The following is an 18253-nucleotide window of genomic DNA, read 5'->3' on the forward strand; positions in this document are numbered from 1 at the left end:
CTCTCATCCCAGCACGTCGGCGATCGCGTCGACGCCGAAGTCGATCTCCGCACGGGTGATCACCAGCGGGGGCGCCACCCGGAGGGTCGTCAGGTATTCCTTGCACAGCACGCCACGCTCGGCCAGCGCCTCGGACACCTGACGTCCGCTCGGTCGCCCCTCGGCGATCTGCACGCTGGCCCACAGGCCGCGGCCACGGACCTCGGCGACGCCGTCCAGTTCGTCGAGCCGGGAGTGCACGTACGCGCCGAGTTCGCGGGACCGTTCCTGGAACTCACCGGTTGCCAGCAACCGCACCACCGCGCGGCCGACCGCGCATGCCAGCGGGTTGCCGCCGAAGGTCGAGCCGTGCTCGCCGGGCCTGAGCACACCGAGGACGTCGGCCCGGCCGACCACCGCGGACACCGGCAGGATCCCGCCGCCCAGCGCCTTGCCCAGGGTGTACAGGTCCGCGCGGACGCCTTCGTGGTCCAGCGCCAACGTCGCGCCGGTGCGGGCCAGTCCGGACTGGACCTCGTCGGCGATGAACAGCGTGTTGGTGTGGTCGCACACCTGACGGACCTCGGCGAGGTATCCCTTCGGCGGGACCACCACACCCGCCTCACCCTGGATCGGTTCCAAAAGGACCGCCGCCGAGTTCTCGGTGACCGCCGAACGCAGCGCGTCGATGTCGCCGTACGGCACCACCTTGAAGCCCGGGGTGAACGGGCCGAACTCGTTGCGGGCCTCCGAGTCGGTGGAGAAGGAGATGATGGTCGTGGTGCGGCCGTGGAAGTTGTCGCTCGCGACCACGATCTCGGCGGCGCCGTCCGGCACGCCCTTGACCTGGTATGCCCATTTCCTGGCGATCTTCACCGCCGACTCGACCGCCTCGGCGCCGGAGTTGGCTGGCAGCACCATCTCGGTGCCCGTCAGCTCGGCCAGCTCACGGCAGAACGGTCCGAACTGGTCATGGTGGAACGCCCGGCCGGTCAGCGTCAGCCGGTCGAGCTGTTCTCTGGCCGCGGCGACGATGTCGGGATGCCGGTGGCCGAAGTTGAGCGCGGAGTACCCGGCGAGGAAGTCGAGATAGCGCCGACCGTCCAGATCGGTCATCCAGGCGCCTTCCCCATGGGTGAGCACCACGGGCAACGGGTGGTAGTTGTGCGCACTCCAGCGCTCGGCGAGGGCGATGTGGTCCTGAGTGGAGGCGGTCATGCGTTGTTCAGCCTTTCGAGAAACTCAACACAGTGGGTGTTCCGCCTTCGTGTCGACCATTCCGGCGCTGAGAGTCGCTCCATCCTGCGGATCGATGAGCAGGAACGACCCGGTGCGCCTGTTCTCGACGTAGTCGTCGACGGCGAGCGGCTCGGCGGCGCGGATCCGCACGCCGCCGATGTCGTTGGCGGAAAGGGTGTCCTGACACGGCAGGTGGCGGGCGATGGCGATGTCCATGCGGTAGCTGATCTGCTCCACCACCGCCGGGACCGTCCTGGTGGTGTGCTTGAGCAGCACACGCTGTCCTGTGCGCAGTGGACGATCGTCGAGATGGCACAGAGTGGCGGTGAATCGCCGCAGTGGCTGGGGAGTGGGGCGCGCGGTGAGGATCTCACCCCGGGAGATGTCGAGGTCGTCGGCGAGACGGACGGCCACCGACTGCGGTGCCCACGCGACGTCGGTCTCCCGACCGAGCACACTGAGGCCGACGACCGTGCTGGTCGCCCCGGCCGGCTGCACGACGACAGGGTCGCCGACCCTGAGCAGGCCGGAGGCGAGTTGTCCTGCCAGCCAGCGTTCTACGTGGTCGCCGGCGGGTTGCCGGATCACGTACTGCACCGGCAGCCGCAGCGGCGTCCCGGTCGCGTCCGCGCCGAGCGGTACACCCTCCAAATGGGACAGAAGTGTGTCGCCGCCGTACCAGTCCATCCTGGTCGACGGTTCGACGATGTTGTCGCCGACCAGCGCCGACATCGGGATGGCGACGACGTCGGTCAGGCCCAACTCGCCGGCTCGCTCGGTGAACTCGCTCGCGATCGCGGTGAAGGTGGACTCCTGGTAGCCGACGGCGTCCATCTTGTTGACCGCCAGCACGACGTGGGGAACCCGCAGCAATGCCGTGATCGCGCCGTGCCGCAGGGTCTGGGCCACCACGCCGTTGCGTGCGTCGACCAGGATCACCGCGAGATCCGCGGTGGACGCACCGGTCACCATGTTGCGCGTGTACTGGACGTGCCCCGGGGTGTCCGCGAGGATGAACCGTCGCCGAGCCGTCGCGAAGTAGCGGTACGCCACGTCGATGGTGATGCCCTGCTCGCGTTCCGCCCGGAGGCCGTCGGTGAGCAGGGCCAGGTCGGGACCGTCCTGCCCGCGGCGGCGGGACGCTTCCTCGATGGCCGCCATCTGGTCGGCGAGCACGGACCGGGTGTCGTACAGCAGTCGTCCGACCAAAGTGGACTTGCCGTCGTCGACCGACCCGCAGGTGGCCAGTCGCAACAGGCCGCCAGAGAGCCGTGGGGACGAGTCGGGCCGACCTGCCACTTCCGCGACGTCCGTTGACATGTCTAGAAGTACCCTTCTCGCTTGCGGTCCTCCATGGCGGCCTCGGACAACCGGTCGTCGGCCCTGCTCGCGCCGCGCTCGGTCACGCGGCTCGCCGCGATCTCGGCGATCACCGCCGGCACCGTCGACGCCGACGAGTCGATCGCGCCGGTGCAGGACATGTCACCGACCGTGCGGTACCGGACCTGCCGTTCACACACGGCCTCACCGTCTCGCGGGGTGCCCCACTCGCCGGGTGTCAGCCACATGCCGTCGCGCTGGAACACGGTCCTCGTGTGCGCGAAGTAGATCTCGGGCAGTTCGATGCCCTCGTGCTCGATGTACTGCCAGACGTCCAGTTCGGTCCAGTTGGACAGTGGGAACACGCGGACGTGCTCGCCCGGCTCATGGCGCCCGTTGTACAGCTGCCACAGCTCGGGCCGCTGTCTGCGCGGATCCCAGGCACCGAACTCGTCCCGCAGGCTGAACACGCGCTCCTTGGCGCGCGCCTTCTCCTCGTCGCGCCGGCCACCGCCGAACACCGCCTCGAAACGGCCGTCACGGATCGCGTCCAGCAGCGGCAGGGTCTGCAGCGGGTTGCGGGTACCGTCGGCACGCTCGCGGAGCGTGCCGTTGTCGATATAGGACTGCACGGACGCCACCTCGAGCCGGAGGCCGTGCCGCGCGACGATCCGGTCCCGGTAGGCGATCACCTCGGGGAAGTTGTGGCCGGTGTCCACATGCAACAGCGGGAACGGCAACCGGGCCGGGGCGAACGCCTTGAGCGCCACGTGCAGCATGACGATCGAGTCCTTGCCGCCAGAGAACAGCAGCGTCGACCGGTCGAACTCGCCGGCCACCTCGCGGAAGATGTGCGCCGCCTCGGTTTCCAGCATCTGCAGGTGGGTCAGCGGGGACACCGCCGGCGGGTCGTCGACCGCGGCCCGTGCGACGGCGGTCATGACAGCCCGCGTGCCGTGAGCAGCGCACGCAGTTGCTGGATCGACTCCTCGACCGTCTGGTTCTGCGTCAGGATGCGCAGGTCGGGGTTGATCGGTGGCTCATAGGGATCGTCCACGCCGGTGAGGCCCCGGATGTCGCCCGCCGACTGCTTGGCGTACAGGCCCTTCACGTCCCTGCTGGCGCACAGCTCCACCGGGGTCGCCACATGCACCTCCAGGTAGGGGACGCCGTGCGCGGCGTGGAGTTCACGCACGGCCGCGCGTGACACCGCGTACGGGGCGATGACCGGCACCAGCACCGTGACCCCGTGCACGGCGAGCAGCCCGGCCACGTAGCCGACCCGTCGCACGTTGGTGTCCCTGTCCTCCTTGGAGAAGCCCAGCTCCGCGGACAGCGCCACACGGACCTCGTCGCCGTCGAGCACCTGGACCCGGTGTCCGTCGGCCCGCAGCCGCTCGGCGAGGCCCCGCGCGATGGTCGTCTTGCCCGCGCTAGGGAGCCCGGTCAACCAGACCGTGCCACCCTGTCCCGCCTCCCCGGAACTAAATGTTGTGGTTACGTTGGGGGACGGATGGTCCTGTTTGGTCACGTACTTGTGGCTGGCTCGCGTCACGTTCCCCTGAGGTGCGGTTGGGAAGCACTCGGCCTGATTTGACCTTGAGTTTGACACAACGGGTTTCATGTTTGGGTTCCCCTTCATGGTTACCGTGGTGCCGGCCCCGGCCAACGCCGCGCTGACCGGGTTGGCCACCCGCCCGTCCGCGATGCGTACCGACGCCACTCCGCCGGCCAGCGCTTCCCGTGCAGCGACGATCTTGAGTGCCATGCCACCGGTGGCGAACCGGCCAGGAGCGCCGGTCGCGGGCACCTCGTAGGTACCCAGCAGGCTGGTGTCGTCGTCGGGATCGGCGAGTACCCCTGGTGCGCCGGTCAGCAGCACGAGTTGGTCGGCACCGAGTGCCACCGCGAGCGCCGCCGCGACGCGGTCGGCGTCGACGTTCACCGGTTGGTCGTGCTCGTCGATCGCCGGCGGTGAGACCACCGGCACGAAGCCAGACCCCAGCAGTGTTTCCGCCAGTTCGGTGCGTACCTCTCCGAGCTGGCCGCTGAGGTTGTCCCGGACCAGTGTCGTCCGTCCGTCCACAACGGACCGAACGGCGGACTTGCGGCGCGCGCGCAACATGCCGCCGTCCAGGCCGGTGAGCCCGACGGCGGGCACCCCGTGGCGGGCCAACTCCGCGACGATCCTCGGTTTGACCGAACCGGCCAGCGCGAGGATGACCACCTCGAGCGTCGCCGGGTCGGTGTACCTGGTGGTCACGTTGTCCGGGGAGACGAGGGTGCGTTGCGGGACGCCGAGTCTCCCGGCCAGTCTGGCGATCTCCCCGGAACCGCCGTGCACCAGGAGAACGGACTGTCCTTCCCGGACGAGCCCGGCGACGTCGGCGCAGATGCGCGCGGCGTCGACGGACGGGTTTCCGCCGCACTTGACGACGGTCAGCGGTCTGGTGGTCACGATGTCTCCCGTCACCAAGGCTCAGATGGGATGTAGCCCGGGGAAGGACAGGCCGAGTGTTTCCGGCCAGCCCATGCGGATGTTCAGGCACTGGACCGCGTTGCCCGCGCCGCCCTTCACGAGGTTGTCCAGTGCCCCGATGGTCACCAGCCGGCCGGCGTCCTCGTCGATGGCGAACCCGACGTCGCAGAAGTTCGATCCCAGCAGGATCTTCGGCTCCGGAAAGCGGAAAGTGCCGCGCTGGTGGGCGACCACACGGACGAACGGCTCGTTCTGGTACTGCTCGCGGAACGCCCTGCGCACCGCCGACTTGTTCACACCGGGGCGCATCGTGACGTGACAGATTGTCTGCACACCACGCACCGCCTCGACCCCGGTCGCGGTCATGGCGGCCGAGATGCCGAGATGCCGGGAGATCTCGGCCTCGTGCCGGTGCCTGGTCGGCGCGAACACCCGCATCGCCCCGCTGCGTTCGGCATGCAGGTTCGCGTCACCCGCGGTGGCGCCGGAACCGCTGGAGCCGGTGCGGGCGTCGAACTGGGCCGTCGGCTCGACCATGCCCTGCGCCACGAGCGGGTACAGCGCGAGCACACCCGCCGCCGCCATACAGCCGGGCACGCTGATCAGGTCGGCATCGGACAGGCTCTCCCGGTACAGCTCGGGTAACCCCGGCACGAAGTCGTGGAGCAGGTGCGGTGCGGCGTGGGCGTTCCCGTAGTAACGCTGGTAGACCTCGGGGTCGTCCAACCGGAAGTCCGCGGTGAGGTCGATGACCTGCTTGGCATGTCCGATCCAGCGGTCGATCTGTGTCATGGCGGCGCGGTGCGGCGTGGCCAGGAAGACCGTGTCGCACTCGGGCGTGTCATCGGCCGAGCAGAACAGCAGGTCGGTGGCGGACCGCAGGTTCGGATGCACACCGTCGACCCGCTTGCCGGGGAACCGGGAGGACACCGCGCCCACCACCTCGACCTCGGGGTGGCTGATGAGCAGTCGCAGCAGTTCACCGCCGATGTAACCGGCCGCACCGACCACCGCGACGCGGATCACGACCGGGACCCCGTGGATGTCGCATGCCTGTGCACGACTCCTACTCCCCCCAGTCTTCCTCGACCTCGGGCGCGAGGGCGAGCACCGGCGGGTTCAGCGACACGATCTCCAACTCGCTTCGGCAGTTGGCGCACTCGATGATCTCGTTGAGCCGCGCCGAGTCGCTGATCTGCACGTCGGACTCGCACTCCGGGCAGGCCTGCACTGTTGTCGTGGTCATGTGGTGTCCTTTCGATCGGTTGTCCCGGAGCGGGCCGCCGTGTCGAGGGCGGTCCGGACCGTCCTCACGACCCGCTCCGCGGTGAGCTCGTAGTGCGCGACGAGGTGTTCCTGGCTGCCGACCACGTCGACGAACCGGTCCGGCACGCCCAGCCTCAACACCCTCGTGGGCGCTGCCTCCGCCACTGCCTCGGCGACCGCGCCGCCGAGACCGCCGTTGCACCAGTGCTCCTCGACGGTCACGACGAGCGTGGCCGGTCGCGCCGCGGCCACCAGTGCCTCCGCGTCGAACGGCCGCAGCGTGTGCAGGTTCAGCACGGTGGCCTCGATGCCGTGCACGGCAAGGACATCCGCCGCGGTGAGGCAGGCGAGCACCGGGTACGGACCGCAGCACGCGAGCACCACGTCACCGCCCTGCCGCAGCGTCTGCGCCTTCCCGATGACCGGAGGAGGCGATGCGGGCAGCGGCGGTGACGGCTTGCGGCCGAGCCGGACGTAGAGCGGTCCGGGAACGTCCAGGCTCTGCTCGACGAACGCCTCCGTGGCGGCGGCGTCGGCAGGCACGACCACGGTCATCCCCGGCAGCACGCGAAACACGGCAAGGTCCTCAAGGGCCTGGTGGGTCGGACCGAGGTGGCCCGCGGCGAGACCGCCGTGGGTGGCCATGATGCGGACCGGCAACCGGTTGTAGGCGATGTCGATCTTGACCGCTTCCAGTGCGCGGGACGTGGCGAAGGCGGCCATCGTGTTGACGAACGGAACCCGCCCGCACGCTGCCATCCCGGCCGCGATGCCCATCAGGTTGTGCTCGGCGATGCCGAGGTTGAGGTACTGCTCGCCGGCCGCCACGGCGTACTCCGCGTTGAACAGGCCGGTGTCGGTGTCCAGGCAGATCAGGTCGGGATGTCCGTTCAGCAGGGGAAGCAGACAGTCCCGGTAGGCCTCTCGGGTCGCGCGGCTCATCAGGCCGTGTCCGTCGCCTGTAACGCGCCCATCGCCCGCGCGTGGTTGCGCTTCGACAGCGTCACGTAGTGGCTGGAAGCCCGGCCCGCGAGGAACGGGAGCCCGTGGCCCTTGACCGTGCGGGCGATCAGCACGCTCGGCCTGCCCGGTTCCCACGGCGCGGCGGCGAGGTGGTCCGCCACTTGGCTCGCGTCGTGGCCGTCCACCTCGCGGACCGCCCAGCCGAAACCGCGCCAGCGGTCAGCCAGTGGCTCCATGGGCGCGATCCGCTCGGTGGCGCCGGTCAACTGCAGCCCGTTGCGGTCCACCACGGCGACCAGCCGGTCCAGCCGCAACGTCGCGGCCGCGATCGCCGCCTCCCACACCGAACCTTCCTGGAGTTCGCCGTCGCCGAGCAGCACGAAGCTGCGCGAGTCACGGCCTTCGTACCGGGTGGCCAGCGCGAACCCGCAGGCCAGCGCGAGACCGTGGCCGAGTGACCCGGTCGGCAGCTCCACACCGGGCACCGCGCGTACCGGATGGCCCATCAACCTGCTACCGGGCCGTCCGTAGCCGGCGAGTTCCTCGACGGGAAAGAAACCCCGTTCGGCCAGCGTGGCGTACAGGCCGACGGCGGCGTGGCCCTTGCTGAGCAGGAAGCGGTCGCGTGCCGGGTCGTCCGGCCGCCGCGGGTCCACGTTCAGCACCGAGAAGTACAACGCGGTGAGGACCTCGACGCAGGAGAACGCCCCGCCGAGATGACCTCCTTCTGGGCCAGCACACATGTCGACGACGTGCGAGCGGATGCGTGCGGCGACCGACTTCAGCGTCGGAACCTGAACGGCGGTCATGACGCCGCCTCCGCCAACGTAACCACCACGTCGGTGTTGGCCCACACCTTCTCGAAGGCATCCGCGTAGAGGCTGAGCAGCTCGCCCGACCCTGGGTTGAGGTGACGTTTCTGCAGGGTCAGCGAGTCGGCGATGACGGCGCGGGCCACCGGGTAGCCCTCACCCGCCGCCGGCCCCGACGCGCCGGTCACCGACCAGGGATAGCCCCCGCCGAAGCCGATGCGGTCGACGAACACCTTCTGGTCGGGCAACGGCATGAGCTGGTACTGCGACAACGGCACACCCTCGGCGCGCAGCAGCCGCCGCACTGCCCCGCGCAGGGCCTGCGGCCGCGCCGGGTCGAGACCGAACGCGGCCGGGTCGAACCGGAACCGCAGGATGTGCCAGGCGTGGGTGGTGTCCGGGAGCGCGGTCGGCACGCGCAGGCCCGGCAGGACCGCGAGCCGCGCGAGGAAGTCGGCGACGTTGCGTTGCCGCGCGCGTTCGTAGTCGTCGAACCGGGTGAGCTGCGAGTCGGTGAACGCGGCCTGGATGGCGTTCATCTTGTGGTTCCAGCCAAGGCCGTAGGACACGTAGTCACGCTCGCGGCCGGCTTCGATCACCTCGCCGAACTGCCTGCCCCTGCGCACCGACTCGGCCAGCTCGGCGCTGTTGGTCACGAGCAGGCCGCCTTCACCGCAGGTGGGGATGTTCTTGGTGACCTGGAGGCTGAACGCGCCGGCGTCGCCGATCCCACCGACCGGCCGCCCTCGGTGGGTCGCGCCGGGGGCCTGCGCGGCGTCCTCGACCACGGCGAGGCCGTGCCTGCGTGCGATGTCGGTGAGCCGGTCCATGTCGGCGGGCGCGCCGTGGAGGTGCACCGGGATGATCGCCTTGGTCCTGGCGGTGATCCGGCGCTCCACGTCGTCCGGGTCGAGGTTGAAGGTGACCGGGTCGATGTCGGCGAACACGGGCACGGCCATCTGGTGCACCGGTGCGAGCCCGGTGGCGATGAAGCTGAGCGCGGGCACGATCACCTCGTCACCCGGCCCGACACCGAGCGCGGCCAATGCGAGGGACAGTGCGGCGGTGCCGGTGGACACCGCGACACAGTGTTCGAAGCCGAACCGCCGCGCCCAGTGTTCCTCCAGAGTGGACACCGGGTTCGCACCGTCCGAGTTGGACACCAGTCTGGCGCCGTCGAGCGCGTCGATGACGGCCTTGCGATCCTCGTCCTCGACCAGCGGCCAGTCCACGCGGCGCCGGTCCCTCGGCACTGCCGCGCTACCCCCGAACGCTGCCAGCTTGCTCACAGCCCGCCTCCCCGGAATTCAATGTGTTGGTCGCGTTGGCGGACGGAAAAGTTCTGTTTGGTCACGTACTTGTGGCCGGCTTGCGTCACGTTCCCCTGAGGTGCGGCTGCGAAGCACTCGGCCTGGCATAACCTCGAGGTTGACAGAGGGTGTCTCATCACTGTCCTCTCGACATGGTGGTCGGGCCGGGTGCGGTCACAGTCGCGCCGCCGCCGCGCCGACGGCGTCGACCGCACTGGCGTACTTGCCGCGCAGCACGGTGGCGTGGTGCGCGATGTCGGCTGAGACGGCACGGGCGTCACCGAGGCCGTGCGCGCCGGTGATCCGCAGCCCGGTCCACGCGTGCGCGACGGCCTCGACCGCCCGTCCGGCCCCGGCGAGCGCCGGATCGCCCCATTCCCAGCCGCGGCGGCGCAGAAGCTCGCCGTGCAGGCAGGCCTGTGCCTGCATGCCCCAGCCGAACGGGTACAGCTCGCGCAACGCGGTGGCGTCGCCGAGCCGGCACCGGTCGACGAGTTCGGCGGCGAACTCGTCGAAGCCGGCGAGACCGGTGCGGGCGGACGTGGCCGTGGTGAAGGCGTCGACGTCCGTGCGCAGGAAACCGCCGAGTAGCTCGGGTGTCAGTGGCGGGGGCGGGGCGTCGAGCCGGACGTCGAGACAGCGTCGGCCGATCCGCGAGTCACTGAAGAACGCGTCCTGGACGTCGGTCGGGTTGGCAGAACCCCAGCTGCGCAGGAACGCCTCGATCGGGACGGCGCCGCGGAACTCGGGCGGCATCGCGTCCGAGACGTACACCAGCCCTCGGACCTCGTCCAGGCCGTAGACCACCACGAGGTGCGCGGCGTGCACGTCCCCGTACGCGGGCCGGAACGGCAGGTGGAAGTTGTCCACCGCGGCGATGACCAGCCGGTCGTCGGACAGCGTCGCGCGCACCTCCCGCCAGAGGTCGTCCTCGTCGGCGGGCTGCCACCAGCGCGAGTGCAGCTCGTGGTGCGGCGCGAGGGCGGCACCCAGGTCGGCGCCGCCGGACTCGTCGGGCGCGCACGGGTAGTAGAACTCCTCGGACCGGACATCGCCTGGCAGGTGCAGGAACCGCCAGCCAGCGCCGAGCACGGCCAGCGGGTCGGCGCCCGCCCGTGCCACCACCGAGCCGAACGTGGCCTGCAGGCAGCTGATCGGGTCGCGGTACCACAGCTCGGGCTCCGGCCCGGTGATCATGTACGTCCGCGTGGTCAGGTCACTGGTCATGACTGCCCCCGCTGCAGGGTGACCGCGAAGACGTGCACCGCGATGTTGCGGGGGAACCGGACGCCGGCCAGGTCGGCGCGGCGGGTGACCGGCACCCGCTGCGCCCACATGACCGCGGACACGCCTCGCTGCACGTGGTGGGGGTAGTGCATGACCGGGCTCTCGAACGCCTTGACCTCGCCGAACCAGGCGGGCGCGGCCCAGAAGTCCGACACCCGCAACGGTTCCGCGTCGACCGAGCCGTCGCCGAAGCTCAGCTCGACGGTGTCCTCGCAACGCCGTTCCGCCGCCGCCAGCACGTGCACCCAGTCGTAACGACCCTCGGGCACCGGGATGAACTGTCCGGCGCACCGGACGTTGTCCGGCCCTTCGCAGACCGGAGGGAACCGGAAGGGCACGCCGGCCACGTGGACGAGGCTTTCGCCCTCGGGCAGGTACTCGGCGGCGAACGAGTTCCCCCAGACGTTGAACGCTCCCGCTCCGGTCTCCGTCGCCGAGGAGATGGCCGTGTTGTTCCGATGGCCGGAGATGTCGACCGGATCGAAAATGGCGGAGGACGTCAGCATGTCCGTCACGTGATTCCCCCTCACTGGCACGTCCTTGTCATTTCCAATATAAGTGGCTGATTCGTACTGTCGTCCACGCCGTGATTACACGAAAGGGGAAATCGCCGTTCCGGGTAATCATGCTGACTATTCCGGCGCGGTCACGGCCGAAGCGCGGCGGCGCGAAGTCGCTCGTAGTACGGCAGGTGGTAGTCGAGATAGGCCCGCAGCACCGGGTTCGCGGCGACCGCCTCGGCACCGCCGTCCGCCCGGCGCGTGAAACCGGAGGTCCTGCTGGTCGACTCGTGCCACCGGCTGGTCGCCTGCCACTCCGACCGCATACCCGGCTGCCAGTTCAACGCTTCCGGCAGGAACGGGATGCCCACCGCCGAGCAGTACGCCCGCACGGTGTCGGCAGGCCGGTCGAGCAGGTCGTCCGAGTCGATCACGACCGGTGTGGTGCCGGTGGCGGCACGCACGGCGGCGAAGATCTCGTGCAGCCAGGCGAAACCGATCTCGTCGCGGCCGAGGTCCGGGTTGAGCGCGTGGTGCGACGCGATGGCCTCGGCCGGGTGGCGGATCACGAAGGTGTGGGTCGCGAAGGCCAGGAAGGCCTGGTCGGCGAGCAGCGCCGGGTAGTGGAAGTCCGTGGTGTCCTTGAAGAACACCGGCTTCTCGGCCGCCATGGCACGCAGCGCGGCGAGCACGTCCTGCTCGGTGTGTGCGACCTGGTCGCCGACCTTCACCTCGCCGAAGTCGACCACCTGGGAGAACGGCTCGTGCACGACGACACGGTCGCCCCGCTCGGCCATCATCCGCGCGAACGCCGTGGAGCGGCTGCGCGGCGCGCTCCACAGTGCGAGCACCGGTATTCGCTGTGGCATATCGCTCCTTTGAATACGGCACAGGTATTCGGAATCAGTCAAGGCTGACACGGGCGACACCCCGGCCGGGTAAGCGAAATGCGCAGCCGGGCGTGAACAAAGTCAACGAAATGCGTCGCCTCGGATGAACTTGTCGCGGACGCGCGTGGTGCCGGTGTGCCCGTAGCGTCCCTTTGCGGGACCAGCGGTCTACTACGGAGGTCACGTGTCAACGACACCAGCGGATTCGGGTGGCGGCGGGATCGCCGTGCTCGCCAGCAGGGTCGGCGCGGACGAGAAACGACTGTTCGACGCGTTCGACCGGCGCGGTGTCCGGTTCGAGCACGTCGACACGCGCGGACAGTGGTTCCTGGCCGGGCAGCGTGACCTCGCCTGGCGTGTCGTGCTGAACCGGGAGATCGGCCAGTTCCGCGCGGCGTACGCGGCGCGCTGTCTCGCCTCGGCGGGCGTCCAGGTGGTCAACAGCGCGGACGCGACCGAGGTGTGCGGTGACAAGTGGCGCACCACGATCGCGTTGCAGGCGGCCGGGGTGCCGACGCCGCGCACCGCGCTCGGCCTCACCCCGAAGGCCGCGCTCGCCGCGCTCGACGACATCGGCTATCCGGCGCTGATCAAACCGCTGGTCGGTTCGTGGGGTCGGCTCGTCGTCACACTGCCCGACCGCGCCACCGCGGAAAGTGTGTTCGAGTACGTCGCCGCGCTGCCCGGCCCGCAGTCGCACCTCGGGTACGTGCAGGAGCTGATCGACAAGCCCGACAGGGACATCAGGGCGATCGTGGTCGGCGGTGACCTGCTGGGCGCCGTCTACCGGACCGGCGAGTCGTTGCGCACCAACGTGGCGCTCGGCGCGCGGACCCAACCGTGTGAGGCGACCCCGGAGATCACCAAGTTGTCGATCGACGCGGCGGCCGCCGTCGGCGCCGACATCGCCGGTGTCGACCTGATCGAGGACCGCGACGGCCGGCTGTTGGTGCTGGAGGTCAACCACCGGGTCGAGTTCGCCGGCTTCCAGTCCGCGCACGCCGACCGGGTCGACGTCGCGGACCGCATCGTCGACCACCTACTGGAACGAGTACGCCGATGAACCGGTCCGGCGATCTCACCGAAACCCACGCCGTCGGGCTGCTGCGCGGGATGCTGGAGATCCCGTCCCCGTCCTACCAGGAGCGGGCACTGGCCGACTTCCTGGCCAACGCGATGGTGGACCTCGGGTTCCAGGCACGCGTCGACGTGGTCGGCAACGTCATCGGCGTGGTCGAACGCGGCGACGGCCCGACACTGATGCTGCTGGGGCACCTGGACACCGTCCCTGGCGAGCTTCCGGTCCGCGCCGAGGACGGCAAGCTCTACGGCCGGGGCGCGGTGGACGCGAAGGGACCGCTCGCGGCGATGATCTGCGCCGCGGCCGGCGCGGTGGACTTCCCTGGCCGGATCGTGGTGATCGGCGTCGTCGAGGAGGAGACCCCGGGCTCCCGTGGGGCGATGGCGATCCGCGCCACCCACGACCGGCCGGACGCGTTGATCGTCGGCGAACCGAGCGGCTGGTCGAGCGTGGTGCTCGGCTACAAGGGCAAGCTCGACCTGCGCTACACGGTCACGTGCCCGGCCACACACCCGAGCAACCCGGCGCCGAAGGCGTCCGAACTGGCCGTCGACTGCTGGGCCGCGCTGGTCGACCTGCTCGGGCCGGACGCCGACCACGGCGTGTTCTCCCAGCCGGGTGCGACGCTCGTCCAGCTCAACGCCGATCTGATCTCGGCGACGGCTGACCTCAGCGTCCGCACCCCACCGGGATTCGACGTCGACATGCTGCTGCACAGGCTGCGTGGCCGCCTGCCTGCCGGCAACCTCGAGGTGCTGAACTCGGTGACGGCCTGCCGGGTGGGCCGGGCCACCCCGACGGTCCGCGCGCTGGTGTCCGGTATCCGGCGCCTGCACGCCCATCCCCGGCTGCTGGTGAAGACGGCCACCTCGGACATGAACACCCTCGCCGAGGTCTGGGACATCCCGATGGCGACCTACGGCCCTGGCGACAGCAGGCTCGACCACGCCGACACCGAGCACATCGTGCTGTCGGACTACCTGCGCGGCATCGACGTGCTGTCCGTCGCCCTCTCGGAACTGGCGCACCTGCCGGTCCACGACCGGGCTCCCCAGGGGAGCCTGCGATGACCGACATGACCCAGCGCCTCGCCGCGCTGCCAGCGGAGCGCCGCGCGCAGTTCCTCGCGCGCCTCAGGGCGCAGGTGGAGGACGCGGTGAGGCTTGGCCCGACGGCACGCGGGGACACCGGTCCGGCACCGCTGTCGCACGCGCAGGAAACCCTGTGGTTCCTTGACAGCCTGGCACCGGACAGGCCCAGCGACACCGTGCCGCTGTGCACCCGGCTGCGGGGCGACCTGGACGTGGACGCGTTGCGTTCGGCGCTGGCCGCGGTCGTGGCCAGGCACGAGGCGTTGCGGACCGCGATCGTGGCGCGCGAGGACGGTCCGGTGCAGGTGGTCGCCGCCGAGGTCCCGGTCGAGCTGCCGCTGATCGAGGTGGCGGGCGACGACCACGAGCAGCGGCTGGCCGCCGCGCGGGCACTCGTCGACGAACGGATCAAGGCACCGTTCGACCTGAGCAGGATGCCGGTGTGGCGCGCGGTGTTGATCAGGGTGGCGCCGGAGGACCACCTGTTCCTGTTCTGTGTGCACGACATCGTGTGCGACGACCGGTCGCTCGGTGTGCTGACCGGCGAACTGGCCGAGATCTACCGGTCGCTGCGCGACGGAGACGAACCGCGGCTGCCCGATCTTCCCGTGCAGTACCCGGACTACTCGGTGTGGCAACGCGACTGGTTCGACAACGTCGAGCTGGACAAGCTCACCACCTACTGGCGGGACGCGCTGGCGGGCGCCGAGGTGCTGGAGTTCCCGACCGACCGGCCGCGTGGCGACACGCTGACCTTCGCCGGCGACGTCGGCGAGTTCACGGTCGGGCACGAGGGTTTGGCGCGCGCGGGGGAACTGGCCCGACAGGAGGGCACGACCCCGTTCGACGTTCTCCTCGCCGCGTTCTTCACGCTGCTGCACCGCTACTCCGGCCTGGAAGACCTGGTGATCGGCTCGCCGGAGGAGAACCGGCGGCACGACACCGTGTCCTCGGTGATCGGCTTCTTCGTCAACATGGTGGTGTTGCGCGGGGACGTCTCCGGCGACCCGACCTTCCGCGAGTTGGTCCGGCGGGTCGGGCGCGTGGTGTCGGACGCGCACGCGCACGGCGACCTGCCGTTCACCAAGCTGGTCGACGCGGTGCACCCGACCCGCTCACCGCTCTTCCAGATCGTGTTCAGCACGCGGGCCCCGGCCACCACGACCGGCCTACCCGGTCTCGAGACGTCGGAGGAGGTCGTCCGGGTCGGCACCTCTCGGTTCGACATGAGCTGGAATGTCGTGGCACCAACGGTTCCCGGCGCCGACGCCCTACTGAGCATCGAGTTCGCCACCGCCTTGTTCGACGGCGAGAGCATCGCCAGGTTCGCCCGGCACTACGACGAACTGCTGCGCTCGCTGACCGCCGACCCGGACGCCCCACTGTCCGCCACGGACATGCTCAGCCCGGCGGACAAGGCGTTCCTCGCCGAGGTCACCAGCGGGCCGGTGCGGCCGATCCGCGAAACCACTGTCGTGGCACAGTTCGAGGCGCGGGTCGAGGAGTCACCGGACAGCGTTGCGGTCGTCGTCGAGGACATCCCGACCAGCTACGCAGAACTCAACGCCCGGGCGAACCGGCTCGCGGCCCTGCTGCGCGAACGCGGCGCCGAGCCGGGCACGAGGATCGGCCTGTGCCTGCGCAGGAACGTGGACCTGCCGACCGCGATGCTCGCGGTGCTCAAGACCGGCGCCGCCTACGTGCCGCTCGACCCGACGCATCCACCCGCGCGGGTCGCGGAGATCGCCGCCGACGCGGGCGTGCGCGTGGTGATCGCACACGCCGCGGTCGCCGCGACCGCGGGCGCGGTCGCCGCACCGGTCGTGACACTGGACGACGTCCGCGCGGAACTGGCGGCGATGCCTGCCCAGAATCCCCCGCCCGCGGCGAAACCCGGCGACGTCGCGTACATCATCTACACCTCCGGCAGCACCGGCAGGCCCAAGGGTGTGCTGCTCGAACATCGTGGCGTGGTCAACTTCATCGACTCCACACAGGACCTGTTCGAGCTGACACCGGCCGACCGGGTGCTCGGGTTCGCGTCGATCACCTTCGACGTCTCGGTGTTCGAGACGTTCGCCGCGTTGCTGACCGGGGCACGCCTGTGCCTGGTGACCGACGACGAACGGCTGTCCATCGACCGGCTCCAGTCGCTGATGGAACGAGCCGGCATCACCGTCATCGACCTGCCGCCGACCGTGATGCCCTTGCTGGCGCCGGAGAAGTTCACCGCCCTGCGGATCGCGTTCGTCGGCGGCGAGGCGTTCAGCGGCGAGTTGGTGAACCGGTGGAACCGGGGCAGGCGGCTGTTCAACGGCTACGGGCCGACCGAGTGCACGGTGACGATGATCGTCGAGGAGTGCACGGGCACCTGGGACACCTCGCCGCCGATCGGCCTGCCCATGGCCAACCACGTCGCGCACGTGCTGGACCGCGACCTCCGCCAGGTGCCGATCGGCGTGCCGGGCGAGCTGGTGATCGGGGGTGCCGGGCTGGCACGCGGCTACCTCGACCGGGCCGAGTTGACCGAGGAGAAGTTCGTCACCGACCCGTTCGGCACGGCGTGGGGGACACGTCTGTACCGGACCGGCGACCTGGTGAAGCGGCTGCCGGACGGACGGCTCGTCTTCCTTGGCCGGCTCGACCAGCAGGTCAAGATCCGCGGCCTGCGGATCGAGCTGGGCGAGGTGGAGTCGGCATTGGCCAGCTTCGCCGGGATCGGGCCGGTCAACGTGCGGCCGTGGACCGACGACGTTGGCGACAAGCACCTGGTCGGTTACCTGACGGGGGTCACCGCGCAGCAGGTGCCGTCGGTGCGTGAGCATCTCGGCACGGTCCTGCCGTCGTACATGATCCCGTCGTTCTTCGTGGTCCTCGACGAACTTCCGCTCACCAGCAGCGGCAAGGTCGACTGGCGCAGGCTGCCCGCACCGGACCCGAACTCGGCGGGCTCGAACTCAGCGGGGTCAGGCGACGAGCCGCGTACCGCGACCGAACGAGTGCTGCTGTCCGAAGTGGTCACTCCCCTGCTGCGCAACGACCGGCTCGGCGTGCACGACGACTTCTTCCAGGCGGGCGGCAACAGTCTCCAGGCCGCCGCGCTGATGTCGGCCATCAACCGCAGGTTCGGCGTGGAGATCGCGCTCGCCGACTTCTTCGTCTCCCCCACCGTCACGCACCTGGCCACCATCATCGACACCGCCCGCGCCGCGCGGGCCGGTGACGACGATCCGCTCGACGCGCTGGAGAACATGTCCAGGACACCGGTGCTGATGCGACCACCCAGCCCGGCGCGGGTGATCCTGATACACCCGTCAGGTGGTGAGCTGTTCGGCTACGTACCGTTGGTCAGGGCGCTGCGCGAGGGCATCGGGGTGGCCGGGTTCGCCGCCGATCCACGGGACGTCGACGTGCCACCCGAAGACGGAATAGCAACGGCCGCCGCCAGGATCGTGCGTGCACTGGCCGACGTACCAGCGTCCTACTGCCTGGCCGGCTGGTCCTACGGAGGCGTGCTCGCCTTCGAGATCGCCAGGCAGCTGGAGCGGGAGACCGGACAACGGCCGCCGGTGGTGCTGCTGGACGCCTGGGACGACGGCGACCTCGTCCCGCTCGACGAGCCGATGGTGCGGCAGCGTTTCGCGCACGACGTCGCCAGGCTCGCGGGACGGGACGGCCCGGCGGTGCGGGCGGTGCTCGACGACCAGGCTGCCCCTCTGGCCGACATCAGGACAACGCTGGCGTCGCTCGAGGTCGAGCTGGAGCTGAGCGACGATGAGCTGGCCGGCCGCTACGCCGTCTTCCGGGCCTGCGCGCTGGCGTTGCAGGCGTACCGCCCGCCTGGCCCGTACGGCGGACCGGTCACGCTGCTGGCCGCCTCGCCCAGCGGCGCGATGGAAAAGCGTTGGCGGGCGGTGTGCACGGGCCCGTTCCAGAGCCACGACCTGCCCGGCGACCACTACACCCTGTTCACCGAACCGGCGTTGAGCCGGATCGTCGCCGAGATCGAACGGGCGCTCGCCCTCTGAGGAGACGC

The 18253-nt window shown here is 70.1% G+C and carries 15 protein-coding genes; 3 read left to right on the forward strand and 12 right to left on the reverse strand.

Going from position 1 to position 18253, the window contains the following annotated elements; all coding sequences use genetic code 11:
• Nucleotides 1-3: 3 nt before the first annotated feature.
• The 12 genes from rocD to VF106_RS39070 all read right to left on the reverse strand — a co-directional run bounded on the left by rocD (nucleotide 4) and on the right by VF106_RS39070 (nucleotide 12024).
• Nucleotides 4-1197 carry an ornithine--oxo-acid transaminase gene (gene rocD / locus VF106_RS39015; protein ID WP_330845023.1) on the reverse strand — a complete coding sequence of 398 codons (1194 nt, stop codon included), beginning with the start codon at nucleotides 1195-1197 and terminating at the stop codon, nucleotides 4-6.
• 24 nt (nucleotides 1198-1221) lie between these two features.
• Nucleotides 1222-2538 (reverse strand): sulfate adenylyltransferase subunit CysN, encoded by a 1317-nt coding sequence (gene cysN, locus VF106_RS39020; protein WP_330845024.1) that lies wholly within the window; start codon nucleotides 2536-2538, stop codon nucleotides 1222-1224.
• Between the two features lie 2 nt (nucleotides 2539-2540).
• Nucleotides 2541-3479 (reverse strand): sulfate adenylyltransferase subunit CysD, encoded by a 939-nt coding sequence (gene cysD, locus VF106_RS39025; RefSeq protein WP_330845025.1) that lies wholly within the window; start codon nucleotides 3477-3479, stop codon nucleotides 2541-2543.
• Nucleotides 3476-4996 (reverse strand): [LysW]-aminoadipate kinase, encoded by a 1521-nt coding sequence (locus VF106_RS39030; protein ID WP_330845026.1) that lies wholly within the window; start codon nucleotides 4994-4996, stop codon nucleotides 3476-3478. The genes cysD and VF106_RS39030 overlap by 4 nt, the downstream gene beginning before the upstream one ends.
• A gap of 21 nt (nucleotides 4997-5017) precedes the next feature.
• The gene (gene argC / locus VF106_RS39035; RefSeq protein WP_330845027.1) at nucleotides 5018-6043 is read right to left on the reverse strand and encodes an N-acetyl-gamma-glutamyl-phosphate reductase; all 1026 of its coding nucleotides are present in this window, start codon (nucleotides 6041-6043) and stop codon (nucleotides 5018-5020) included.
• 40 nt (nucleotides 6044-6083) lie between these two features.
• Entirely contained in the window at nucleotides 6084-6263 is a 180-nt protein-coding gene (lysW, locus tag VF106_RS39040; protein WP_330845028.1) for a lysine biosynthesis protein LysW, read from the reverse strand.
• Nucleotides 6260-7225, reverse strand: coding sequence for a transketolase family protein (locus VF106_RS39045; RefSeq protein ID WP_330845029.1), 966 nt, complete (start codon nucleotides 7223-7225; stop codon nucleotides 6260-6262). Before VF106_RS39045 ends, lysW begins: the two co-directional genes overlap by 4 nt.
• Nucleotides 7225-8055: a transketolase gene (locus VF106_RS39050; protein ID WP_330845030.1), complete on the reverse strand. Its 831-nt coding sequence runs from the start codon at nucleotides 8053-8055 to the stop codon at nucleotides 7225-7227. Before VF106_RS39050 ends, VF106_RS39045 begins: the two co-directional genes overlap by 1 nt.
• Complete coding sequence (locus VF106_RS39055; protein ID WP_330845031.1) at nucleotides 8052-9347, reverse strand: DegT/DnrJ/EryC1/StrS family aminotransferase; 1296 nt, start codon at nucleotides 9345-9347, stop codon at nucleotides 8052-8054. The genes VF106_RS39050 and VF106_RS39055 overlap by 4 nt, the downstream gene beginning before the upstream one ends.
• 195 nt (nucleotides 9348-9542) lie before the next feature.
• Nucleotides 9543-10595, reverse strand: coding sequence for a BtrH N-terminal domain-containing protein (locus VF106_RS39060; RefSeq protein WP_330845032.1), 1053 nt, complete (start codon nucleotides 10593-10595; stop codon nucleotides 9543-9545).
• Nucleotides 10592-11161 (reverse strand): beta-sandwich domain-containing protein, encoded by a 570-nt coding sequence (locus VF106_RS39065; RefSeq protein ID WP_330845098.1) that lies wholly within the window; start codon nucleotides 11159-11161, stop codon nucleotides 10592-10594. Before VF106_RS39065 ends, VF106_RS39060 begins: the two co-directional genes overlap by 4 nt.
• 140 nt (nucleotides 11162-11301) lie before the next feature.
• The gene (locus tag VF106_RS39070) at nucleotides 11302-12024 is read right to left on the reverse strand and encodes a sulfotransferase-like domain-containing protein (RefSeq protein WP_330845033.1); all 723 of its coding nucleotides are present in this window, start codon (nucleotides 12022-12024) and stop codon (nucleotides 11302-11304) included.
• 205 nt (nucleotides 12025-12229) lie between these two features.
• Between VF106_RS39070 and VF106_RS39075 the strand changes: the two genes are divergently transcribed.
• From VF106_RS39075 to VF106_RS39085, 3 genes are read left to right on the forward strand one after another with little or no spacing between them, the layout of a single operon-like run.
• A complete protein-coding gene (locus tag VF106_RS39075; protein WP_330845034.1) occupies nucleotides 12230-13108 on the forward strand; it encodes a RimK family alpha-L-glutamate ligase in 879 nt (292 codons plus the stop codon).
• Nucleotides 13105-14196, forward strand: coding sequence for a M20/M25/M40 family metallo-hydrolase (locus tag VF106_RS39080; protein WP_330845035.1), 1092 nt, complete (start codon nucleotides 13105-13107; stop codon nucleotides 14194-14196). Before VF106_RS39075 ends, VF106_RS39080 begins: the two co-directional genes overlap by 4 nt.
• Nucleotides 14193-18245 (forward strand): non-ribosomal peptide synthetase, encoded by a 4053-nt coding sequence (locus VF106_RS39085; protein WP_330845036.1) that lies wholly within the window; start codon nucleotides 14193-14195, stop codon nucleotides 18243-18245. The genes VF106_RS39080 and VF106_RS39085 overlap by 4 nt, the downstream gene beginning before the upstream one ends.
• Nucleotides 18246-18253 lie beyond the last annotated feature (8 nt).

It is taken from the genome of Actinophytocola sp. (assembly GCF_036378875.1).
GTDB lineage: Bacteria > Actinomycetota > Actinomycetes > Mycobacteriales > Pseudonocardiaceae > Actinophytocola.

Coding starts and splice junctions, on each gene's coding strand:
- rocD (WP_330845023.1), bottom strand. CDS start 1,197: ATGACCGCCTCCACTCAGGACCACATCGCCCTCGCCGAGCGCTGGAGT.
- cysN (WP_330845024.1), bottom strand. CDS start 2,538: ATGTCAACGGACGTCGCGGAAGTGGCAGGTCGGCCCGACTCGTCCCCA.
- cysD (WP_330845025.1), bottom strand. CDS start 3,479: ATGACCGCCGTCGCACGGGCCGCGGTCGACGACCCGCCGGCGGTGTCC.
- lysW (WP_330845028.1), bottom strand. CDS start 6,263: ATGACCACGACAACAGTGCAGGCCTGCCCGGAGTGCGAGTCCGACGTG.
- VF106_RS39045 (WP_330845029.1), bottom strand. CDS start 7,225: ATGAGCCGCGCGACCCGAGAGGCCTACCGGGACTGTCTGCTTCCCCTG.
- VF106_RS39050 (WP_330845030.1), bottom strand. CDS start 8,055: ATGACCGCCGTTCAGGTTCCGACGCTGAAGTCGGTCGCCGCACGCATC.
- VF106_RS39060 (WP_330845032.1), bottom strand. CDS start 10,595: ATGACCAGTGACCTGACCACGCGGACGTACATGATCACCGGGCCGGAG.
- VF106_RS39065 (WP_330845098.1), bottom strand. CDS start 11,161: ATGCTGACGTCCTCCGCCATTTTCGATCCGGTCGACATCTCCGGCCAT.
- VF106_RS39070 (WP_330845033.1), bottom strand. CDS start 12,024: ATGCCACAGCGAATACCGGTGCTCGCACTGTGGAGCGCGCCGCGCAGC.
- VF106_RS39080 (WP_330845035.1), top strand. CDS start 13,105: ATGAACCGGTCCGGCGATCTCACCGAAACCCACGCCGTCGGGCTGCTG.
- VF106_RS39085 (WP_330845036.1), top strand. CDS start 14,193: ATGACCGACATGACCCAGCGCCTCGCCGCGCTGCCAGCGGAGCGCCGC.